Origin of the sequence: Streptomyces sp. NPDC059008, from assembly GCF_042749045.1 — a bacterium.
GTDB lineage: Bacteria > Actinomycetota > Actinomycetes > Streptomycetales > Streptomycetaceae > Streptomyces.
In genome coordinates this window covers 84,980-105,920 of the sequence record NZ_JBHYJC010000011.1, presented here as the reverse complement: position 1 = coordinate 105,920, position 20,941 = coordinate 84,980, and the positions used below count along the sequence as shown (strand labels likewise).

Genomic DNA, 20,941 nt, shown 5'->3' with positions numbered 1-20,941 from the left:
CGGGGCGCGCGGCGGGCCCCGTGCTGTGGGCCGCGCCTCACCAAGGGAGTCGCCCCGGGCCGCGGCCGCCGAGGGTGAGCGGACGGTCCTTCAGTCGCCCCCGGAGTCCGGCTTGCGAGGGTGCGGCCGGCCGGCGCGCAGACCGAGCCACGCCCGGATCGCGTCTGCCGTCGTGCCCGCGTGCTCCTCGTTCATGCTCCAGTGGTTGCCGGGGACGTCCACGGTGTCGTGCGGCTCCGGCCAGGAGGTTCGCCAGTCACCGTCGCGTGCCTCGCGGCCGTCGTGGGTCCGCATCCCGGGCACCGGTTCCGTGGCGCGGACCAGCAGCGTGGGGACGTCGGTCGGCTCCGGCCGCCAGCCGCGGACCATGCGGGTGTAGGCGCCCAGCGCGGCCACGGACATGTCGTCCACCGCCGTGTCGAACCGCTCGCCCATCTGGAGGGGGAGGCGGGCGGGCAGGGCGAGCAGCCACGGCTCGTCCTCGCGGTCCGGGGTGACGTGGTAGGTGTCGACGAGGACGAGGCCGGCCGGCGTGGAGCCGGTCGCCGCGAGCCGGGCGGCCACCGAGTGGGCGGGGTATCCGCCCATCGAGTAGCCGAGGACAACATACGGGCGGTCGCCGAGGTGCTTTTGCACGGTGGTGGTGTGCAGGTCCACGAGGGTTTCCCAGTCGCGCGGGACGGCGTCCCCGTGGTCGACCCCGGGGTGCTGGAGCTCGAAGACGTCCCGCTCGCCGCCGAAACAGGGGGCCAGTGCCGCGTACCAGGGACTGCCCAGGTTGGTGGCGAAGCCGGGGAAGCACACGAGCGCGGGATTGCCGGCGCCTTCGGCCAGACGGAGCGGCGCGAGCGTGTGCCGGGCGCTGTCGGCGCGGTCGAAGGCGGGCAGGGCGTGTGAAGCGGTCACCAGCAGGCGCATGGCTGATACGACATCGCCCGTCTCGCATACCCGCCGGTAGAGGGAGGCGAGGGTCTGCGGGGGCCGTGTCGTGCCGCGTGGGGTGGGCGCGGTCGTGGGCTTGGTCGCGGGCTCGGCCCGTTCCGGCTCGGCGGCAGGGCCTTCGGGGAGTGCCGCGTTCAGCTCCTCGTACAGATGGGCGGCCAGCCGCGTGGCGCTGGGCTGGTCGAACACGAGGGTCGCGGGCAGCGATAGGCCGGTCAGCGCGCTCAGACGGTTGCGCAGCAGCACACTGGTCAGGGAGTCGAAGCCCAGCGCGGTGAAGGGGCGGCCGGGGGCCACGGCGGTCGCGTCAGGGTTGCCGAGCACCGTGGCGACCTCCTCACGGACCAGCTCCAGCACGGCGGGCGCACGGTCGGGTGCGGGCAGTGCCGCGAGCCGTGCCCGCCAGATCCCGGTCGAGTCCCCCGGATTGTCGCCCGCGGTCCCAGCTGCCCTGATGCCGCCGTCGTCCTCGGACCGGGCGGTCGGGCGGGCCGGGCGCAGCAGGTCGCGCAGCGGCGGTGGGACCGGCGGTCCGGCGTGGGCCGACGACCGGGAACGGTCGAGCAGCAGCGGGGCGAGTACCGGTTCGCCGCTGCCCAGCGCGGCGTCGAACAACGCCAGGCCCTCCTCGCGGGAGACCGCGCGCAGCACCCCGGCCCGGGGCAGGTCGGTGCGCGCCGCCATCCCTTCGTCCGCCCACGGCCCCCAGGCGAGGGAGAGCGCGGGCAGGCCAAGGGCCGTGCGGTGGTACGCGAGGGCGTCCAGGAAGGCGTTGGCGGCGGCGTAGTTGGCCTGGCCGGGATGGCCCAGCAGCGCGGCCGCCGAGGAGAACAGCACGAAGTGCGACAGGGGCAGACGCTTCGTCAGCTCGTGCAGATTCCAGGCCGCCGCCGCCTTCGGCCGCAGCACCGCCGCGAGCCGTTCGGGCGTCAGCGCCTCCAGCACACCGTCGTCCAGGATCCCGGCGGCGTGCACGAGGGCGGTCAGGTCGGGCGCGTACGTGTTGATGACGGCGGCCAGTCGGGTGCGGTCGGCGGCGTCGCACGCGATCACGTCCACGCGGGCGCCGGCCTGCTCCAAGGCGGTCCGCAGCCGCCGTGCCCCCGCCGTCCGCGGGCCGCGACGGCTGATGAGGACGAGGTGGCGGGCCTTGTGCCGCCCGACCAGGTGCCGGGCGAGCAGGCCGCCGAGGGCGCCGGTGCCGCCGGTGATCAGGACGGTGCCACCGGCCGCGAAGCCGTCGCTGACGCCGGCGAGGGGTTCGGCGGCCACCAGCCGGGGGACGCGCACCGTGCCGTCTGCGAGGGAGAGTTGGGGTTCGCCCGTGGCGATGGCGGCGGGCAGCAGACGCAGCGACTCGGGGCGGCCGTCGGTGTCCACCACCGTGAGGCGGCCGGGATACTCCGACTGCGCGGCACGCGCCAGCCCCCACACCGCGGCGGCGGACAGGTCCGGCACCGGGCCGGTGGCGCCACGGGTCACCACGACCAGGCGCGCTCCGGGCGACGCCGGACCGGACAGCCGGGTCCGCAGCAGCTCCAGGGCGCGCGTGGTCATGGCGTGGGTGTCGGCAGCCGGATCGGCGGATTCGGCGGCTGCGGACCGCGCGGGCGGTGCGGCGAGGGAGACGACGACCGTTTCGCGGGCGGCCCCCGCGCCGGCGGACGGGGAGGGCAGCGCGGCGCGCAGGTCCAGGTCGTCCGGTGCCGTCACGGCCAGGGCCGGACCGTCCCCGCCGACCGGAACGCCGGTCCACCGCGGCCGGTACAGACCTCCGGCCGCGACCAGGCCCGCGGCCACGGCGTCGACGGATTCCGGGACCGGCCGTGTGGTCAAGGACTCCACCCGGGCCACCGGCCTGCCCGCCTGGTCGGCGAGGTCCACCGTGACCGTGTCCGTGCCGATGGCGCACAGCCGTACGCGCAGCGCCGTGGCGCCGGTGGCGTACACGGTCGCGCCGCGCCAGGCGAAGGGCAGCCGGGCGGGACCGGCGGGCGGGCCGGCCAGCACCCCCGCGTGCAGCGCCGCGTCCAGCAGCGCGGGATGGATGGTGTACCGCCGGGCGTCGGGCTTCGCCGACTCCGGCAGCCGCACCTCGGCGAACAGCTCCTCGTCCCGCCGCCAAGCGGCGGTGACGCCCTGGAACACCGGGCCGTACGCGTAACCGGCGCCGGCCAGGCGCTCGTAGGCACCGGCGAGCTCCACGGGCATCGCGCCCGGGGGCGGCCACGGCGCGGAGTCGGCGTCCTGGCCCCGATGACCGGCGGCAGGGCCGAGCCGCCCCGTCGCGTGGTGCGTCCAGGCGCCGAGCGCACCCGACTCCTCCGGGCGGGAGTGGACTTCGGCGCTGCGGCGGCCGGAGCCGTCCGGTTCGCCGAGGACGACCTGCACCTGGACCCGGCCGCCGGAGCCGGGCACGACGAGCGGGGCCAGCAGGGCGAAGTCCTCCAGTACCTCCAGCCCGCACGCCTCGCCCGCGTGGAGTGCCATCTCCGCGAACGCGGTGCCGGGTACGAGCGACAGCCCTGCGACGACGTGGTCGCGCAGCCACGGCTGATCGGCGCCGGACAAGTGGCCGGTGCACAGCAGGCGTTCCGTACCGGGCAGGGTGGTCGTCCGGGTCAGCAGTGGATGGCCCTGGCCATCCACGTCGGGAGCGGGGGCGAGGGTGTCGGCCAGCCAGTAGCGCTGCCGCTGGAAGGGGTAGGTCGGCAACTCCACCCGCCGGCCTCCGCTGCCCGCGAACACCCGCAGCCAGTCCACCGGCAGGCCGTGCACATGCAGCCGGGCGAGTGCGGCCAGTGTCGTCTCCGTCTCCGGCCCTCCGGCGCGTACGACGGCGGTGAACAGCGGCCCCTCGCCCTCCCCGGCCAGACCGGGGTCGGCCACGGCCGCCGCGGTGAGCTGTGCGCCGGGCCCGACCTCCGCGAAGGCCGTGACCCGCTCGTCGCGCGCCAGCCGGTGGAGCGCGTCCCCGAAGCGCACGGTCTCGCGGACGTGGCGCACCCAGTACGCGGCCGAGCGCAGATCGTCCCCGGCGGCCGGACGCCCGGTCAGCGTCGACATCACCGGGATACGCGGCGCCTGGTACGCCAGTCGTGACGCGACGCGGCCGAACTCGGCGAGCATCGGCTCCACCAGGGGCGAGTGGAAGGCGTGGCCGGCCCGCAGCCGCGTCGTACGGCGACCGCGCCCGGTGAACCGGTCGGCGATGGCGAGTACGGCGGCCTCCTCCCCGGAGACGACCACCGACCGCGGACCGTTCACCGCCGCGACCGCGACCCGGTCCGCCAGATCCGGTGCTTCCGCCAGTGCTTCCGTCGCCTCGTCCTCGGAGGCGTCCAGGGCCACCATGGCCCCGTTCCCGGGCAGTTGACGCATCAGCCGCCCCCGGGCCGCGACCAGCTCCACGGCGTCCCGTTCCGACAGGATCCCCGCGGCGTGGGCCACCGCCAGTTCGCCGACCGAGTGACCGGCCAGCACGTCCGGCCGCACGCCCCACGACTCCAGCAGCCGGAACATCGCGACCTCGAAGACGAACAGGCCCGCCTGCGCGACATCCGTCCGGTCCAGCAGGGCGCTCTCGCGCGTACCCTCCTCCGCCCACAGCACCGCGCGCAGCGGCCCGTCCAGGCGGCTGCCGCCGAATCCGTCGTACGCGTCGAACCGGTCGCACAAGGCGTCGAAGGCGGCGGCGAAGGCGGGAAAGGCACCGTGCAGCTCCCGGCCCATGCCCGGCCGCTGCGCGCCCTGGCCGGTGAACAGCAGGGCCAGCCGCCCGGCGGCCGCGACCGCCTCGGTGGTTCCGACCATGCCGCTGGTTCCGGTCGCCGCCAAGGCGTCCAAGGCGGTCAACAGCGACGCGCGGTCGCCGCCGGGCACCGCCGCCCGGTGGGCGAGCGCGGCACGGGTCGTGGCCAGCGAGAACGCGACGTCCAACGGGGACAGTCGGGGCTGCCTCCGCAACAGGGACGCGGTCTGCCGGGCCTGAGCGCGAAGAGCCTTCGAGTCCGCACCGGAGAGCAGCAGCGGCGCCGCCGCCTGCCACGGTGCGGGGACCTCGGTTGCCGGTTCGGAGGGGGCCTGTTCCAGGATGACGTGGGTGTTCGTCCCGCCGATGCCGAACGCGGAGACCCCGGCGCGGCGCGGGCTGCCGGGCGCCGGGCGCCATTCCTGCTCCCGCGTCAGCAGCCGTACGGCGCCCGACGACCAGTCCACGCGCGGGGAGGGCTCCTCGCAGTGCAAGGTGCGCGGGAGCCGTCCGTGGTGCATGGCCAGGACGGTCTTGATGACACCGCCGACCCCGGCGGCGGCCTGGGTGTGCCCGATGTTGGACTTCAGCGCGCCGAGCCACAGCGGCCGGTCGCTGTGCCGGTCGCGCCCGTACACGGCCAGCAGCGCCTGGGCCTCGACAGGGTCGCCGAGCGCGGTACCGGTGCCGTGTGTCTCGACCGCGTCGATGTCGCCCGGGGACAGCCCGGCGTCGGCCAGGGCCTGGCGGATCACCTGCTGCTGGGCCGGGCCGCTGGGCGCGGTCAGGCCGTTGGAGGCGCCGTCGGAGTTGACGGCCGAGCCGCGCAACAGGGCCAGCACCGGGTGGCCGTTGCGCCGGGCGTCGGACAGCCGCTCCAGCAGGACCATGCCGACACCCTCCGCCCAGCCGGTGCCGTCGGCCGCGGCGGAGAACGGCTTGCACCGGCCGTCCGGCGCCACCCCGCGCAGCCTGCTGAACGCGACGAACGGCGCCGGCGTGGCCATCACGGTGACGCCCCCTGCCACGGCCAGCGAACACGCGCCGGACCGCAGCGCCCGCGCGGCCGAGTCCATCGCCACCAGCGACGACGAGCACGCGGTGTCCACCGTGACGGCGGGCCCGCGCAGGCCCAGGGTGTACGCGATACGGCCGGACGCCACGCTGCCGGCCGAGCCCAGCGCGAGATACGCCTCCAGTTCGTGCGGTCCGCGGTGCAGGAGGCGCCCGCCGTAGTCGGCGTGCATCACGCCGACGAAGACCCCGGTGTCGCTGCCGCGCAGCGCCGCCGGGTCGATGCCCGCCCGCTCCCAGAGCTCCCAGGTGGTCTCCAGCAGCAGCCGCTGCTGCGGATCGGTGGCCAGCGCCTCGCGCGGGGACATCCCGAAGAAGGCGGCGTCGAAGTCGGCCGCCCGGCGCAGGAATCCGCCGCGGCGGGTGACGGTGGTGCCGAGCCGGTCCGGGTCGGGGTCGAAGAGCCTCGCCAGGTCCCAGCCACGGTCCGCGGGGAACTCCGAGGTCGCGTCAATGCCGTCCGCGACCAGCCGCCACAGCTCCTCAGGGGAGGCCACGTCCTCCGGGCGGCCCGGGTAGCGGCACGCCATGGCGACGATGGCCACCGGCTCCTCGGAGGGCGTACGCGCTCTGGTGGTGCTCGTACGGGTTGCCGGGACCGGGCCGTCGAACAGCGCGGCGGCCAGGAACTCGGCCACGGCGGCGGGCGTCGGGTGGTCGAACACCAAGGTGGCGGGCAGATCGAGACCAGTGGCGGAGGCGAGCCGGTCGCGCAGCAGTACGCCCCCGAGAGAGGTGAGCCCGAAGGAGGTGAAGGGCCTGCCGGACTCCAGGGTCCGCGCCGGCTCACCGCACGTCCATGCCGTGCGGTCGAGGACAAGGCGCAGCATGGCGTCGTGCCGCGCGGACGGTGCCAGGGCCAGCAGCCGCTCGCGCAGGGCGGACGCGGCGGCCACGCGCTCCGCCGTCAGCCGTTCGGCCACCTGCCGGGCCAGCGCCCGGCGATCGGTCTTGCCGGTGGTGGTGCGGGGCACGGCGTCGGTCTCGTACACCTCGTCGGGCACCTTGAAGCCCGACAGACGCTCCTGGCAGAGGGCACGTACCCGATCGGTGTCGACGCCGTGCGGGCCGGGGACCACGAACGCGACGGGCACCTCGCCCAACGCGTCATGCGGCCGGCCGACGACGGCCGCGTCCGCGACCCCGGGGCAGGCCAGCAGCACCTGCTCGACCTCGACCGGGTTGATGTTCTCGCCCCCGCGGATGATCAGTTCCTTGACGCGGCCGGTGACCCGCAGACCGCCGTGCGGACTTCCCGGCGGACTGCCGTGGTGGACGCGGCGGCCGAGATCCCCCGTGCGGTACCAGCCGTCCCGGAGCACCCGCGCGGTCTCGTCCGGGCGGCGGTGATACCCGATCATCAGGTTCGGGCCACGGACCCAGATCTCTCCCTCGCCCCCATCGGCGACCTCCTCGCCGCTGCCGGGATCGGTCAGCCGGACCTCGACTCCGGGCACCGGCGGTCCGTTGGAGTCCTCGCCCCCGGGCCCGCCGAGCCGCTTGACCGCGATCTTCCCGCAGGTCTCGGTGGAGCCGTAGCCGTCGAGCAGCGGCGCGCCCAGCAGCTCCTCGACATCCGCCCGCAGCGCCGGCGGGCACGGCGCGCCCCCCGTCACGCACAGGCGCAGGCCGGGCAGCGGCCGCCGGCCCTCGCGCACCGACTCCACCAGCAGGTGGTACGTGGCGGGCACCCCGGCCAGGACGGTGAACGGCCGCTCGGCGAGCGCCTCCGCGACGCTCGCGCCCCGGTCGAGGAGGTATGCGCCGGCCCCCACCGAGACCACACCCATCAGGCACAACGAGTGCGCGTAGGCGTGGAACACCGGCAGTGGCCACAGCAACCGGTCCCGTGGCTCCAAGCCCCACAGCGGGACGTAGGCCGCCGCCACCGACCACAGCCAGGCGCGCTGACTGGAGACCACGCCCTTACCGGCCCCGGTCGTGCCCGAGGTGTAATGGATCCACGCCGGCTCGTCCAGGCCGAGGTCGTCCCGCGGCGGGAGGCTCGGTTCCCTCCCGGCGAGGTCCTCGAACGCGACCGCGCCCGCAGGCGCCCCGACCGGCGCGGCGTCCGTGCCCGCCACCACCACGACGCGCAACTGAGGCCGTTCGGCGGCCAGTCGGGAGACCTGGGGCAGCAGCGCCTCCTCGGTGACGACCGCGACCGCGCCGCAGTCGTCGAGGAAGTACGCCAGCTCGGCGTCCGCTGCCCCCGGATCCAGCGGAACACCCACCGCCCCCGCTCGCAGCACCGCCAGACAACTCTCCACCCACTCCACCCGGTTGCCCAGATGGAGGGCCACCCGGTCCCCGCGCTGAATCCCCAGCCCGGCCAGCTGCCCCGCCAGCCGCCCCGTGCGCCGCTCCAGCTCGCGGTAGGTCACGCTCCGCCGGGCATCCTGGAACGCGGTCCTGCCTCCCCGTCTCGCCGCATGGTCCAGCAAAGCGCCGGGCAACGCTCGGACCAGTTCGCCGCGAACCTCAGCCATCCCCCACCACCTTCGACCCCGGAGCGAACGGTGGCGCTCCCGCCCGGACACCGTACCGATCGCCAAGGTCCGCAGGGAGGTGTTGCGCCGTCGCTGGGCGGTACGGGGCTGTCAGGTGGCGCGCGCCTCGTGTCAGGTCAGGGTGGTTGGCAACGGCGTGAGATAGGAGAGCGCGGCCCCTGCGCCCCTGCGCCCCCGCGTCATGCGGCGGTCTCAGCGAAGATGTTCCTCGATCACATCCGCTCCGCGGACGGTTCCGTTCCTCAAAGGTGTCACCGGCGGGCTGGAATTCCCCGGGTAGGAACACAAGGTGTCCTCGTCGGGCCGGCGAGGACGGATCAGCCGCCGACGGCCTTGGCCCAGTTCTCACGGACGGTGTGCAGCGCCTTGTTCAGCTGGGCCTCGGTCGGGAACTGGGGTGCGCCCTCGACCGTCGGCAGCCGGGCGGCCAGGGCCTTGTTGAGGGTGCCGTTCTTCGCCATGTCGGACATCAGCACCGGGCGGGCGTAGTCCACGAGACGGAGGTTCTGGCCTTCCGGACTGAAGAGGTACTCCTCCCACAGTCGCGCCGCGGCCGGGTGGGGAGCGTCTTTGTTGATCGCCTGTGCGTAGTACTGCGAGAAGCTGCCGTCGAAGGGAATGGAGACCTTCCAGTCCACGCCCGTTCCGCGGAGCTGGTCGATGTGCTGCAGGTTGAGGTAGTCCCACTCGATGCTGATCGGTGTCTTGCCCTTGGCGATCGCGGCCGGGTCGGGGTCGGCCCGGTTGTAGTTGCCGACCTTGTCGAGCCGGGCGAAGAAGTCGATGCCCGGCTGGATGTCGTCGAACGACCCACCGCTGGCGAGTGCCGCCGCGTACACGGAGGCGAAGGCCGATCCCGCGATCGTGGGTTCGCCGTGCATCGAGACCAGGCCCTTGTACTCCGGACGGAGCAGGTCCGCGAAGGACGCGGGGCAGGTCCGGACGCGGGCGGCGTCGCAGCCGATGGAGACGTAACCGCCGTAGTTGTTGTACCAGTGGGCCTCGGCGTCCTTTTGTTCCGGTGGGATCTTGTCGAACTGTGCGACCCGGTAGGGGGCCAGCAGGTTCTGCCGCGCCGCCGACTGGGCGAAGGAGTCCCCGAGGTCGAGCACGTCGGGAGCGCGCTCCTGGCCGCGGTGGCTCTTCACGGCATCGATCTCCTGCTGGCTGTGACCGGACGGATTGTCGACGACGACCTTGATGCGGTACTTCTTCTCGAAGCCGTCGATCAGCGCGCCGTAGTTGGCCCACTGGCGCGGCAGCGCGATCGTGTTGAGCCTGCCTTCCTTCTTCGCCGCCTTGATCAGTGCCGTCGTCCCGCCGACCTCCGCGGCGGATTCGGCCCGGGAGGGCTCGACCGGCCGGGTGGTGCTCTCTTCCTGGCAGGCGCCGAGACCGAGCGCCGCAAGGCCGAGACAACAGAGGAGAGCGCCTGCGCGGACCCGGTGATGTGTAGCCACGACGCCTCCAGCAGGGCCAGGTGGGGGAGCGGTCCGCCGAGCGGGTGGCGGACGCGGACCAGGGCGAGCCATGACACCGGGCGGTCGTACGGCCCGCACAGCGGCCCGACCCCCAAGGACGGTGCACGCCCGGAGGTGGGGCGGAACGCCGACGGGGCCTCGCAGGCTCGCTGAGTGGGTGGTCTCGGCACTCCCACAGAGCCGCCGACGGCTTGGCGCGCGGGCGGTCCTTGAGTCATCTCGCCGCGACGTGTCACTGCCCGACGCTTCTCTCTCCAGCAATGGTCCAAACCAGCGTACTCCGCCCCCTTGCGGGCCACTGCCAGGACGGTGATCGGGCCAGGTCACAGCGGCGAGTAGGCGCCACGCGCGGAGGGGGCGCCACGTTCGTCCCCGGGCGCGAGCGCGTCACCCACGGCCTCACCACTCCCCGCGGTCCTCCCAATGGCTGAGGAGGTCCTCCCGCGGCTCCTCTTCGGAGGGCAGGGCGTCGGGGGAGACCGCCTGAGCGGCCCAGATCGTCTTGCCCCTGGGGGAGTAGCGGGTGCCCCAGTGTTCGGCGAACTGCGCGACGAGGAAGAGGCCGCGGCCGTCTTCGTCGGTGTCCTTCGCCTGGCGGATGTGCGGGGAGGTGCTGCTGCCGTCGGAGACCTCACAGGTCACGGTTCGGGTGGTGTACAGGAGTCGCACGTGAATGGGGTCGGCGCCGTAGCGAATGGCGTTGGTGACCAGTTCGCTGAGGATGAGCTCGGTGCCGAAAGCGATGTGCTGCAGACCCCAGTCCGCCAACTGCCGGACGCAGCCGTTGCGGACCGGGCCCACCGCCGCCGGATCGCGGGGCACGTCCCACTCGGCGACGTGTGCCGGGTCCAGCCGCCGGGTCCGGGCCACCAGCAGCGCGACGTCGTCGGTGGACCCGGCGGGCAGCAGCGACCGCATGACGGTGGCGCAGGTGTCCTCCGGCGTACGGTCCGGCCCGGCGAGGGCCGCACACAGTGCTTCCAGCCCCGTTTCCAGGTCGCGGCTGCGGCTCTCGACCAGCCCGTCGGTGTAGAGCACCAGCCGGGAGCCCTCCGGCAGCGACAGCTCGGCGGTTTCGAAGGGCAGGCCGGTGCCCAGTCCCAGCGGTGGGGAGACCGGTGAGTGCAGGAACTCCACCCTGCCGTCGGGGTGGGCCACGGCGGGCGGCAGATGGCCGGCCGTCGCCGCGGTGGCCCGTCCGGAGACGGAGTCGTAGACGACGTACAGACAGGTGGCGCCGGTGATCGCCGGTCCGTCCTCGGTGTCCTCGTCCTGGACGTCGAGGTGGGTCACCAGTTCATCCAGGTGGCTCAGCAGCTCACCGGGGGAGAGGTCCAGGGCCGAGAAGTTGTGCACGGCGATGCGCAGCCGGCCCATGGTGGCCGCCGCATGCAGGCCGTGTCCGACCACGTCGCCGATGACCAGCGCCACCCGGCCGCCGGGCAGCGGGATGACGTCGAACCAGTCCCCGCCCACTCCCGCCTGGGCAGGGAGATAGCGGTGTGCCACCTCCAGAGCGTCCTGGTCGGGCAGGCCGCGGGGCATCAGGCTGCGCTGCAGCGTCATCGCCATCGTGCGTTCGCGGGTATATCGCCGGGCGTTGTCGATCCCCACTGCGGCCCGCCCCGCCAGTTCCTCGGCGAAGGACAGGTCCTCGTCGTCGAACGGAGGTGAGCTCCCCGACCGCCAGAAGTCCACCCGCCCCAGTACCGCTCCCCGGGCGCGTAGCGGTACGACCGCCAGGGAATGCACCCCGTGGTCCAGGATGCGCCGGGCGCGTTCCGGGTCCTGGGACCGCCAGCCGGTGGAGCCGGCCAGGTCCGGCTCCACCACGGAGCGGCCTTCGCCCACACTCGCCGCTACCACGGTGCCCGCGACGAACCCCATCAGCTCGCCGACGGGGTAGAGCGGATGGTGCGGCGCCAGGCCGGCGATGGCCGTCCGGCGCAGCTCGGTACCCGCCCCGGTCGGTTCCTCGCCTTTCACGACCGGGTCCAGCAGCTCGACGGTGACGATGTCGGCGAACCGGGGGACAGCCACCTGCGCCAGCTCCTCGGCGGTGCGCTCGACATTCAGCGTGGAGGCGATCCGTACCCCGGCGTCGTAGAGGAGCCGCAACCGCTCCCGCGCCACCTCGGCGCGACCTGACAGCCACCTGAGTTCGGTGGTGTCGCGGAGGGTCACCACGCTTCCCTGGTGGGCTCCGTGGGGGGCAGTGGACCGCTTGTTGAGGGCCAGCAGCCGGTCCTGGGCCAGGTGCACCTCGTCGGTGGCGATGCGGTCGGACGACAGGAGCTCGGCGGTTCGGTCGTCCAGCCCCAGGTCGCCGACGTGGCGTCCCTCCGCGTCCGCGGGCAGGTCCAGGAGCCGCCGTGCCTCGTCGTTGGCCAGCAACAACCGCCCGTCGCGGTCGACGATGAGTACGCCCTCCCGCACCGCGTGCAGGACCGCATCGTGATGCTCGTACATCCGGGTCATCTCGGCCGGTCCCAGGCCGTGGGTCTGCCGGCGCAGCCGACGGCTCACCAGCCACGCGCCGCCTCCGGCGAGTGCCAGCGCCGCGACTGCGGTGCCCAGGAAGAGGGGCAGCTGCTGATCGACCGATTTCTGCACCTCCTCCACCCTGACCGGTGCGGCGACGATGGCGACGACCTTGCCCGAGGAGTCCTTGACGGGGACTGCAGAGATCACGGAGAGGCCCAGGGCGCCCTCGAAGGTCCTGGTGAAGGGCTTGCCCCGGGCGGCGTCGGCATACGGGCCGATGACGTGCTTGCCGATCTGCCGCGGGTCGCTGTGGGTGAGGGTGATCCCGTCGAGCTTGTACACGATGAGGGCGTCGACGCCGGAGGCCTTGCGGGCTTCCTCGGCGAGCGGCTGGAGCTTCGCGGTCGGATTGTCGCTGTTCAGCGCCTCCTGGAGCCCCCAGGAGTGCGCGAAGGACTCGGCGGCGGCGAGCGTCCGGTGCCGCGCGTCGGTCATGGTGTCCCGCTTGGCCTGGACGACGATGGCCACCACTGCCGCCGCGACGAGCAGCACCACGAGCACCAGCTGGAGGAGGAAGACTTCCCGGGCGACGCTGCGCCTGGCCAACCAGGGCGGTATGTGCCGCGGCCCACCGGCCACCGCAGAGCGTTCGTCCTGCCGGTCGTCGCTGCCGCTCCCGGCAGGAGGCACGCCTGGAAAAGCGGACCGGCCGGCCGCGCGGCCCAGCCAACGCCGGAAACGGCGCGAATTTCCGCTCATGGTTCCTATTTATTCTGCTTTGCCCAGGGGCTGGCAAGGCGTGCTACGGCAGCTGCCCACGCGATGGCCTCCCGCGGCCCACCCACCGGAGACTGACGCCGCGCCGCTACGATCGCGTGCACCACCGCGAACACCCGCTCCGGCGCCGCCCCGGCCCGCACCGCACGGCCGCGCCACCGGCCACCCCGTCGGTGTTGCCGGACTCCGACACGCTCCCGAAACGCGTCGCGAGGAGCAGCGGGTGCGGGCGGCCGTGGCTGCGGACGGTGAAGGATCAGGACGCGCGCACCGGGGTGGGTGAGGGCTCCGGCGGCGGGGAGCGCTGCGGCTCCTGGAGCGGGAAGTAGTCTCCCGGCCGCGTGGAGCGCCGCCACACGTACACCGCTGTCGCCATCACGAGGATCAGCCCCGCCAGGATCAGCAGTTCGATCCCCTCGACGTTCCACCGGAAGGATTTCTCTGCCTCGGCCGTCACGATGAGCACCTTGCGGATGCCGGCAATCAGGCCGACGACGAGGAACGGCTCCGCGTCGAGGGTCTGGTTCCTGATGGTGAGGCGGACGGTGTGGAGCAGCTCGGCCACGATGAACAGCACAAGGCCGTTGTCCAGGGCGGAGAGAACGACCGTCTCCTCGTGATACGGCCCCTGGATCGACCTGATGACGTCGTGGATGACCCCGACGGTCAGCAGCCCCGCGAGCAGTACGAGGAGCGCCGCGACGACCAGGTGGATGCCGTCCTCGATGAGCTGCAGGAGGCCCTGTAACCGGCCGCCCTCGACCTTCGGGGTATTGGGTCGCACAGTCAGCATGCTAGGGGTGCCCCGGCCTGCAGGCGCGGCGTGCTGGGCGAAATGAAAGAAATCCCAGTTCAGATGGGCTACTCCGCCGAACTTGCGGTGTCCGGCTCCGGCTGGTCCGCGCCGCCCGAGGCGGCCGCCGGACCGAGGGTCAGTGCCAGCTCGCCGTCCTTGACGTCGGCGATGACGGTGTCGTCCGGATTGACCGAGCCGCTGAGCAGCATGTTCGAAAGGCGGTTGTCGAGCTCCGTCTGGATGGTGCGGCGCAGCGGCCGGGCTCCGAACTCGGGCTGGTAGCCACGGTTGGCCAGCCACTCCTTGGCGGACTCGGTGACCTCGAGGTTGATCTGCTGGGCGTGGAGCCTGCGCCGACTGCGTTCCAGCAACAGGTCGACGATGCGCACCAGGTCCGCCCGGGTCAGGGCGTGGAAGACGATGATCTCGTCGATGCGGTTGAGGAACTCGGGCCGGAAGTGCGCCTGCAGTTCGGCCATCAGGTCGTCCCTGATGTCCTCGACCGCCCCCTGGTGGTCCAGGATGCGCTTGGAGGCGATGTTGCTGGTCATGATGACCACGGTGTGCCGGAAGTCGATCGTGCGTCCCTGGGCGTCGGTGAGCCGTCCGTCGTCCAGGACCTGCAGCAGCAGGTTGAAGACGTCCGGGTGGGCTTTTTCGACCTCGTCGAACAGCACGACGCTGTACGGCTTTCGGCGCACCGCCTCGGTGAGTTGCCCGGCCTCCTCGTAGCCGACGTATCCGGGCGGGGAGCCGACGAGCCGGGAGACGGTGTGCTTCTCCTGGAACTCGCTCATGTCGAAGCGGACCATCCGGTCGGCGTCTCCGAAGAGCAGTTCCGCAAGTGCCTTGGCCAGTTCCGTTTTGCCGACTCCCGTGGGTCCGAGGAAGAGGAAGCTGCCGGTGGGCCGCTCGGGGTCTCCCATGCCGGCCCGGCCCCGGCGCACGGCCTGGGACACGGCGGTGACTGCCTCGTCCTGGCCGACCACCCGCTCGTGCAGGGCCTCTTCGAGTTTCGTGAGCCGCTCGCGCTCGGTCTCGGTGAGCTGGGAGACCGGGATGCCGGTGCGTGCGGAGAGCACGTCGGCGATGTCCTCGGCAGTCACACTGCCGGCCTCTTCCCGCTCTCCGCCGACGTCGGCGAGCTCCTGCTCCACCTGCCGGATCTGCTCCTTGAGCTGTGCGGCGCGTTCGTAGTCCTCGGTGCTGACGGCCTCGTCCTTCTCCCTGCGCAGCTTGGTGAGGCGGTCTTCAAGGCTCGCGGTCCCGGTCGGGGCACCGAGGCCGCGCAGTCCCACGCGTGCTCCTGCCTGGTCCATGAGGTCGATCGCCTTGTCGGGCAGGAACCGGTCGGTGAGGTAGCGGTCGGACAGGGCGGCCGCGGCGTCCAGGGCCTCGTCCGTGTAACGGACCTGGTGGTGGGCCTCGTAGGAGTCGCGAAGCCCGCTCAGGATCTCGACCGTCTCCTCGACGGTGGGTTCGCGCACCATGACCGGCTGGAAGCGACGTTCGAGCGCGGCGTCCTTCTCGATGTACCGGCGGTACTCGTCGATGGTGGTGGCGCCGACCACGCTGAGGTCGCCCCGGGCGAGCGCGGGCTTGAGAATGTTGCCGGCGTCCATGGCACCCTCGCCGCCTCCGCCCGCGCCGACGACCGTGTGCAGTTCGTCGATGAACACGATGATGCCGCTCTCGGCCTGCGTGACCTCGTCGATCACCTTCTTCAGCCGCTCCTCGAACTCTCCCCGGTACTTGGACCCTGCCACCAGACCGGCCATGTCGAGGCTCACGACGCGGCGGTTGCGCAGGGCCTTCGGGACCTCTTCGGCGACGATCCGCTGCGCCAGTCCTTCGACGATGGCGGTCTTGCCGACGCCGGGATCACCGATGAGCACGGGGTTGTTCTTGGTGCGCCGGGAAAGGACCTCCACGGTCTGCTCGATCTCCTCCGCCCGGCCGACCACCGGGTCGAGACGCCCGCTGCGGGCCTCCTCGGTGAGGTCCCGGCCGTACTCGTCCAAGGTCGGGGTGTCGCTGTGCTCGCCCGACGCCGCCTTCCGGCCGGCTTCGCCGCCGCTCAGCAGACCGGAGGAGACTCCCTCGGGTCCCAGCGTGCGTGCGAGGCTGGAATCGTCCAGCAATACGGCGAGGATGTGCTCCGGACCGATGTACGAGGCACCGGTCGCCTGGGAGTGGGCGTGGGCGGCAAGCAGAGCGCGCTTCACCGCCGGCGTGAGCCCGGGGTCGCCGGTTTTGGTGCCGGTGGGAAGGTTCTCCTGCAGGTCCGCAGCCAGCTGGTCCGGATCCGCGCCTGCCTGCTCCAGCAGCTGCCGGGAGGCCGGCACCTGCGTGGCGGCCCACAGCAGGTGCACGGTGTCGAGATCGGACCCGTCCTCGGCCGCCCGGCCGCCGGCCGCCGCGAGCAGCTCGTGCGAGGAATCACTGAGCAGTCGTCCGATGGGCACGCGCTGCACGGCCGGCGGCGAGGCTGCCGGACTCATGCCGAAGAAGCGGTTGAAGAGATCGGAGAACGGGTCGCCGGACCCGAAGGGCGAAGTCGTCACAAGGATCATCCCGTCCGGCGGGCGGCACAGCGGCTGTGCGCAGCCTGCCGTAGTCGAATTGCCCGTACACGGCCATTCTTCGCCGGGTCGTCCCGACGTGCGAACGCAGCGGGTGAGTGACGGGCGTCCTGGGCAGAGCCGCAGATGCCACAGGCGATCGGGCACGAGGAGTCCGCGCGCCGCAGGACAAGCCGAAGCCGGTATGCATTCTTGGACCCCAACTCCTCGTGCGGTCGCGGTGCCCCGAGGGGGTAAGAGGCCGTGAGACCGCAGGCGTGGGCATGTGCGGGTGCCGGTCAGGGCTCGATGACGAGGTCCTTGATGAGGCCGTTGCTGAGGGCAAAGCGGTAGTGCAGGTCCACTACCCCGCCCGGGAAGTTGCCCTCGAGGTGGTGTGTGGCGATGTAGTGGTCCGTGTCGACCTTCTGTGCGCCGGTGAGTTCGATCGTGTACGTGTACTCGCCGGCGGAACGGGACAGCCAGGTCTCGATCGCCGAGGCTCCCCGGTGGGTCTTGCCCTCGTCGGTCACGTTGGCGTGCGGATGGAAGGCGCTGAGTGCGCCGGCGGTGTCATGAGCGCGATGGGCGTCCAGATAGCGGGTGATCACCTCGGGCAGTGCGTCGGGGGCGATGTCCTGAGGCTGGTCGGTGTGCATGGTGGCTTCCTGGGGTGGAGGGTTCACACGGTGGGGATGGTGCCGCCGTCGATGACGTGCTCGGCGCCGACGATGGCACTGGCACGGTCGGAGGCGAGGAAGGCGACGAGTTCGGCGACTTCGTCGGGGCGGTTGGGGCGGCCCAGTGGGATGCCGCCGAGGGAGTCCATGAGCTGTCTCAGCGCCGCTTCATGGGTGGTGCCGGAGTTCTTGGCGATGCGGGCGACGAGGTGGTCAGCGGCGGTGGTCTGCACGAAGCCGGGGGCAACGGTGTTGACGCGGATGCCGTGCGGGGCGACCTCGTTGGCCAGGCCCTTGCTGTAGGTGGTCAGGGCGGCCTTGGCGGCTGCGTAGGCAAGGGTGCCGTTCCACAGCGGCATGCGGCGCTGGATCGAGGAGACGTGGATGACGACGCCACGTCCGGCTTCGATCATGGCTGGGAGCAGGCCGCGGTCCAGGCGGACGGCGGCGAGGAGGTTGACGTTCAGCTCCCTGGCCCAGTCGTCCTCGTCGAGGACCGCGTATCCGCCCGAGGGGGCATCCGAGCCGCCCAGGTTGTTGATCAGGATGTCGACGCCGCCGAGGCGGCGGAGGGCTTCCTCGACCACGGTGGCGGCCCCCTCGGGGGTGGCCAGGTCCGCGGTGATCATGTCCGGGGCCGCGGTGTCGTCCGGCCGGTTGCGCGCGGTCACCAGCACGGTGGCGCCGGCCTGGGCCAGGCGTCGGGCGACGGCCGCGCCGACGCCTTTCGTGCCGCCGGTGACCAGGGCGCGTCGGCCCTTCAGGGATTCGCTGATCGCTGTGGCAAGGGTGGTCATGGCGATCTCCGTTCCCGGGTGTGGGCAGGTGGGGGCACCGCACCTCGCCGTTACTGCTAAAATAGAAGTAACTAACTTCGATTTTAGTAGTAACTCTCCGGGGGTGGGTCGACCTTGGCAAGCCGCATCAGGGCAGAAGACCTCGAATGCCCGCTGTCCACGACCGTGCAGCACGTCGGCGAATGGTGGACGCTACTGCTTCTCCACGACGCCTTCGACGGCTACACCCGCTTCGACCAGTTCCAGGAGAACCTCGGCATCTCCACCAGCATGCTCACCGCACGTCTGAAGACGCTCATCGCCGACGGCCTGCTCGAACGCCGCCCCTACCAGACCAACCCGGTCCGCCACGAGTACGTCCTAACCGACCTGGGCCGCTCCCTGCGCCCGGTGATCATCACGCTCGCCGCATGGGGCAACTCCCGCCTCGCCCCCGAGCAGCGCAGCATGATCCTGGTCGATGCCGGCAGCGGCGACGAAGTCGAACCCGTGGTCGTCGACGCCAAGACCGGCCGCCGCCTCGACGACAGCCACACCTACGTGTTCACCGCCGGCCCCGCCGCCAGCCACGCCATGCGCGCCCGCTACACCCCAACCACGGCAACCCCACCCGATGGTGCAATCACCGCCTGATGTCCGTCTGGTGGGCTCAAGTAGTCGGCGCATCACCGCTGTTCAGAAGGTCAGCGTAGACCTCGGTCGGAGTGCGGTAGTCATGAATCCTGCGCGGATGGTGGTTGCGTTCGTGGGCGATGGCGTCCAAGTCAGCCTGGCTGAACGTGCGGGGGTCCGCCGCCTTGGAGGGGGTACTGCCGCAACGGCCGGTCGGTGGTCTCGTCGTTGCCGGGTCATGCCGGACCGCGCAATCTCCTGGGATCGATCACGGCCGCAATTACGCTGGGCATATGACCGTCTACGGATACGCGCAGGCTGACTCCATCGAGAGTGACGACCAGGCTGCCGAGCTGATCGCATCAGGTTGCACCCACGTCTTCTCTGACTTTCGTATCTCCACAGATCCGCCAGGCCCTGGATGGTTAGAGCTGGTGGACAGGGTCCAACGCAACGACACAGTACGCATCGTGAACTGGGGATGCCTCACTCGTAGCTCCGAGACAGCTCGGTTCATCTGGACGTCCCTGGTGAACCTAGGCGTCCGTGTGGAGACCCACGACGGATGAGTGCAAGCGGTCCCGGCCGGAATCGAACCGGCGCCGACAGGCCGCGCCAGTCGACAAGCTGCCGGTCGACGAGGAGTGGGTTTCGGTTCCGGTGGCGGTGGTTGGGATCGAGGACGATCGAGGCGGTTTGACCATCCATGGGAACGTGCCCTGGGGAATCCGAGAAGCGCATGATGGCGAGCGCGGGGCACTCAAGTGCGCCACCATGATCGAGTACGGCCAGCCGGGCACCATCTGGTACTTGCCCTCGCCGCCGCGGAACGTGTGGCAGAAGGCGCGGTCAGGGCAGATGTTGGCGTCGGGCCGCAGCTACGGCGAGACGTCCGCGACGAGCACGATTCCGCCGTCCGCCGTCCGCCGTCCGCCGTCCGCCGTCCGCCGTCTGCCGATCAGCGCTGCGCTCCGAGTGAGTGGCCAACCGGACGCGAACAGGCAGTGCGGCGGGGCGGGAGCTGTGGTGCATTGTGCGGCTCCTTGCGGGGAGTGGCGATCAACGTCTGCCGCAAGGCAGCGTGGCGAGCCCGCTCTGCCGTCAGGCTCTCTATGGAGCGCCCGCAGAATGAGGGCCACGGCAGCGGTGTGGGCTGCCGTGTGGGTTCGCGGTCTTGCGGTGGCCCCGGCTGGGCCACCGCGTACGGCCACCGCGGATCGTCCGACTGTGTGGACTCTGAAGTGCGGTGGCCACGGGCCGCAGCGCAGGCCGCTGGTGCGGTACCGCTCAGGTGCGGTAGGCGTAGTACGCGGCGCTCGGGTACGACGCAACGATGCTGGCCACCGACCTGTTGTAGGTGTCGGTGGAGTGATACGTGACGTACGGCATGCCCAGCCGGCTGCGTTTGGTGACGATCATGGAATGGTCCTTGGACCCGTCCCTGTCGAAGTCCAGCTGCAGCACGTCACCGACGTCCATCTGGTAGACGTTCGCGAGGCTGGTGACGCGCTTGGAAGACAGGGCGAACCAGGAGAACTCGTTGACGCCGACGAAGGAGTCCGACTGGATGTCGGAGTTGCCGAACCACTTGTGGAAGTCCGTCGTGTAGCCGGGGACGTGCTGCCAGCCGCCCGCCTTCAGGGACTGGCTGACGAAGTTGGTGCAGTCCCCGCCGGAGCCGGCGCCGCTGAAGTCGGGGTAGTCCGGGTTGTAGCTGTTCCAGTACTTCGTCGCGTAGGCCGCCATGGCGTTGTAGCGGTACCCGGTGGCCGAGAAATTCTTCGGGTTGGCCGGCGCGGGCCACGTCGTGGCCGAGCGGGTCGCCGAGGGCGGGGCGGCGGCGGTGGCCGGCGCGGCGACGGACGGCTTGGCGACCTGGTTCACCGCGAGGTAGCCGTCGTCGATATCGCCGACATCGGTCAGCTGCCAGCCACCCTTGTGGTCGGCCTGGAAGGTCAGTACGTGGTGGGCCCGGAATCCGGTGGTCTTGGGCTCGGCGCCCCGGGCCTTCTCGTACGCCAGGGTCGTGGTCTCGGTGGCGTCGGCCGTGGCGTGCCGGCCCTTCACCCGGATGGCGTCCAGCGTGACACTGGTGCGGGCTCCGCTGTACCTCTCGCCGAGTCGGGCCAGGCTGGACTTGCGGGCGCGCAGTTCGTCGAGCGTCGATCCCTCCTCGCGCGACTGCGTCTCGGACAGCCGCACCCTTCCGGTGAAGCCGGACGTCCGCTGCGGGTGCGATTTCTGACGTCCGCTCCGGGCGTCGCCCACCAGGGACTGCGTGCGATCGGTGAAGACCGCGTCGGCCAGCCGCTGAAATGCGGCCTTGGTTGCCGAGTCCACGGTCGGGGCGTCGGTGGCTTTCGCGCTCGCGCTCCAGCCGGGTAGCAGGACTCCGGCGGTCACCGAGGCTGCCGCCACCGTGACTATGGTGGCGCGGCTCCGCTTGCGGCCTGTTCTTCTGGATTTCAACGATGTT

At 71.8% G+C, this 20,941-nt stretch carries 9 protein-coding genes; 1 reads left to right on the top strand and 8 read right to left on the bottom strand.

Annotation, left to right across the window (positions count from 1 at the left end):
- Nucleotides 1-90: 90 nt before the first annotated feature.
- The 7 genes from ACFWZH_RS16345 to ACFWZH_RS16315 form a co-directional block, all read right to left on the bottom strand.
- Entirely contained in the window at nucleotides 91-8,256 is an 8,166-nt protein-coding gene (locus ACFWZH_RS16345) for a type I polyketide synthase (protein WP_384430495.1), read from the bottom strand.
- 338 nt (nucleotides 8,257-8,594) lie between these two features.
- Nucleotides 8,595-9,737, bottom strand: a complete 1,143-nt coding sequence (locus ACFWZH_RS16340; protein WP_384430492.1) for an ABC transporter substrate-binding protein — start codon at nucleotides 9,735-9,737, stop codon at nucleotides 8,595-8,597.
- 420 nt (nucleotides 9,738-10,157) lie between these two features.
- A complete protein-coding gene (locus tag ACFWZH_RS16335) occupies nucleotides 10,158-12,932 on the bottom strand; it encodes a SpoIIE family protein phosphatase (RefSeq protein ID WP_384430489.1) in 2,775 nt (924 codons plus the stop codon).
- A 343-nt stretch (nucleotides 12,933-13,275) separates the two neighbouring features.
- Nucleotides 13,276-13,812, bottom strand: coding sequence for a phosphate-starvation-inducible PsiE family protein (locus ACFWZH_RS16330; protein WP_384430486.1), 537 nt, complete (start codon nucleotides 13,810-13,812; stop codon nucleotides 13,276-13,278).
- A gap of 68 nt (nucleotides 13,813-13,880) precedes the next feature.
- On the bottom strand, nucleotides 13,881-16,388 hold the full coding sequence (locus tag ACFWZH_RS16325; RefSeq protein ID WP_384430483.1) for an ATP-dependent Clp protease ATP-binding subunit: 2,508 nt from the start codon (nucleotides 16,386-16,388) through the stop codon (nucleotides 13,881-13,883).
- A gap of 287 nt (nucleotides 16,389-16,675) precedes the next feature.
- Nucleotides 16,676-17,035 carry a nuclear transport factor 2 family protein gene (locus ACFWZH_RS16320; RefSeq protein ID WP_384430479.1) on the bottom strand — a complete coding sequence of 120 codons (360 nt, stop codon included), beginning with the start codon at nucleotides 17,033-17,035 and terminating at the stop codon, nucleotides 16,676-16,678.
- A 23-nt stretch (nucleotides 17,036-17,058) separates the two neighbouring features.
- Nucleotides 17,059-17,853 (bottom strand): SDR family oxidoreductase, encoded by a 795-nt coding sequence (locus ACFWZH_RS16315; RefSeq protein ID WP_384430476.1) that lies wholly within the window; start codon nucleotides 17,851-17,853, stop codon nucleotides 17,059-17,061.
- A gap of 114 nt (nucleotides 17,854-17,967) precedes the next feature.
- On the opposite strand from ACFWZH_RS16315, the gene ACFWZH_RS16310 reads away from it, so the two are divergent.
- On the top strand, nucleotides 17,968-18,486 hold the full coding sequence (locus tag ACFWZH_RS16310) for a winged helix-turn-helix transcriptional regulator (RefSeq protein WP_384430473.1): 519 nt from the start codon (nucleotides 17,968-17,970) through the stop codon (nucleotides 18,484-18,486).
- Nucleotides 18,487-19,752: 1,266 nt separating this feature from the next.
- On the opposite strand, the gene ACFWZH_RS16305 is transcribed toward ACFWZH_RS16310, so the two are convergent.
- Nucleotides 19,753-20,883, bottom strand: coding sequence for an amidase domain-containing protein (locus tag ACFWZH_RS16305; protein WP_384430470.1), 1,131 nt, complete (start codon nucleotides 20,881-20,883; stop codon nucleotides 19,753-19,755).
- Nucleotides 20,884-20,941 lie beyond the last annotated feature (58 nt).

What these genes read in the sequence shown, in the direction of transcription:
- ACFWZH_RS16345 (WP_384430495.1), bottom strand. Translation starts at nt 8,256, where the DNA reads ATGGCTGAGGTTCGCGGCGAACTGGTCCGAGCGTTGCCCGGCGCTTTG.
- ACFWZH_RS16330 (WP_384430486.1), bottom strand. Translation starts at nt 13,812, where the DNA reads ATGCTGACTGTGCGACCCAATACCCCGAAGGTCGAGGGCGGCCGGTTA.
- ACFWZH_RS16325 (WP_384430483.1), bottom strand. Translation starts at nt 16,388, where the DNA reads ATGATCCTTGTGACGACTTCGCCCTTCGGGTCCGGCGACCCGTTCTCC.
- ACFWZH_RS16320 (WP_384430479.1), bottom strand. Translation starts at nt 17,035, where the DNA reads ATGCACACCGACCAGCCTCAGGACATCGCCCCCGACGCACTGCCCGAG.
- ACFWZH_RS16315 (WP_384430476.1), bottom strand. Translation starts at nt 17,853, where the DNA reads ATGACCACCCTTGCCACAGCGATCAGCGAATCCCTGAAGGGCCGACGC.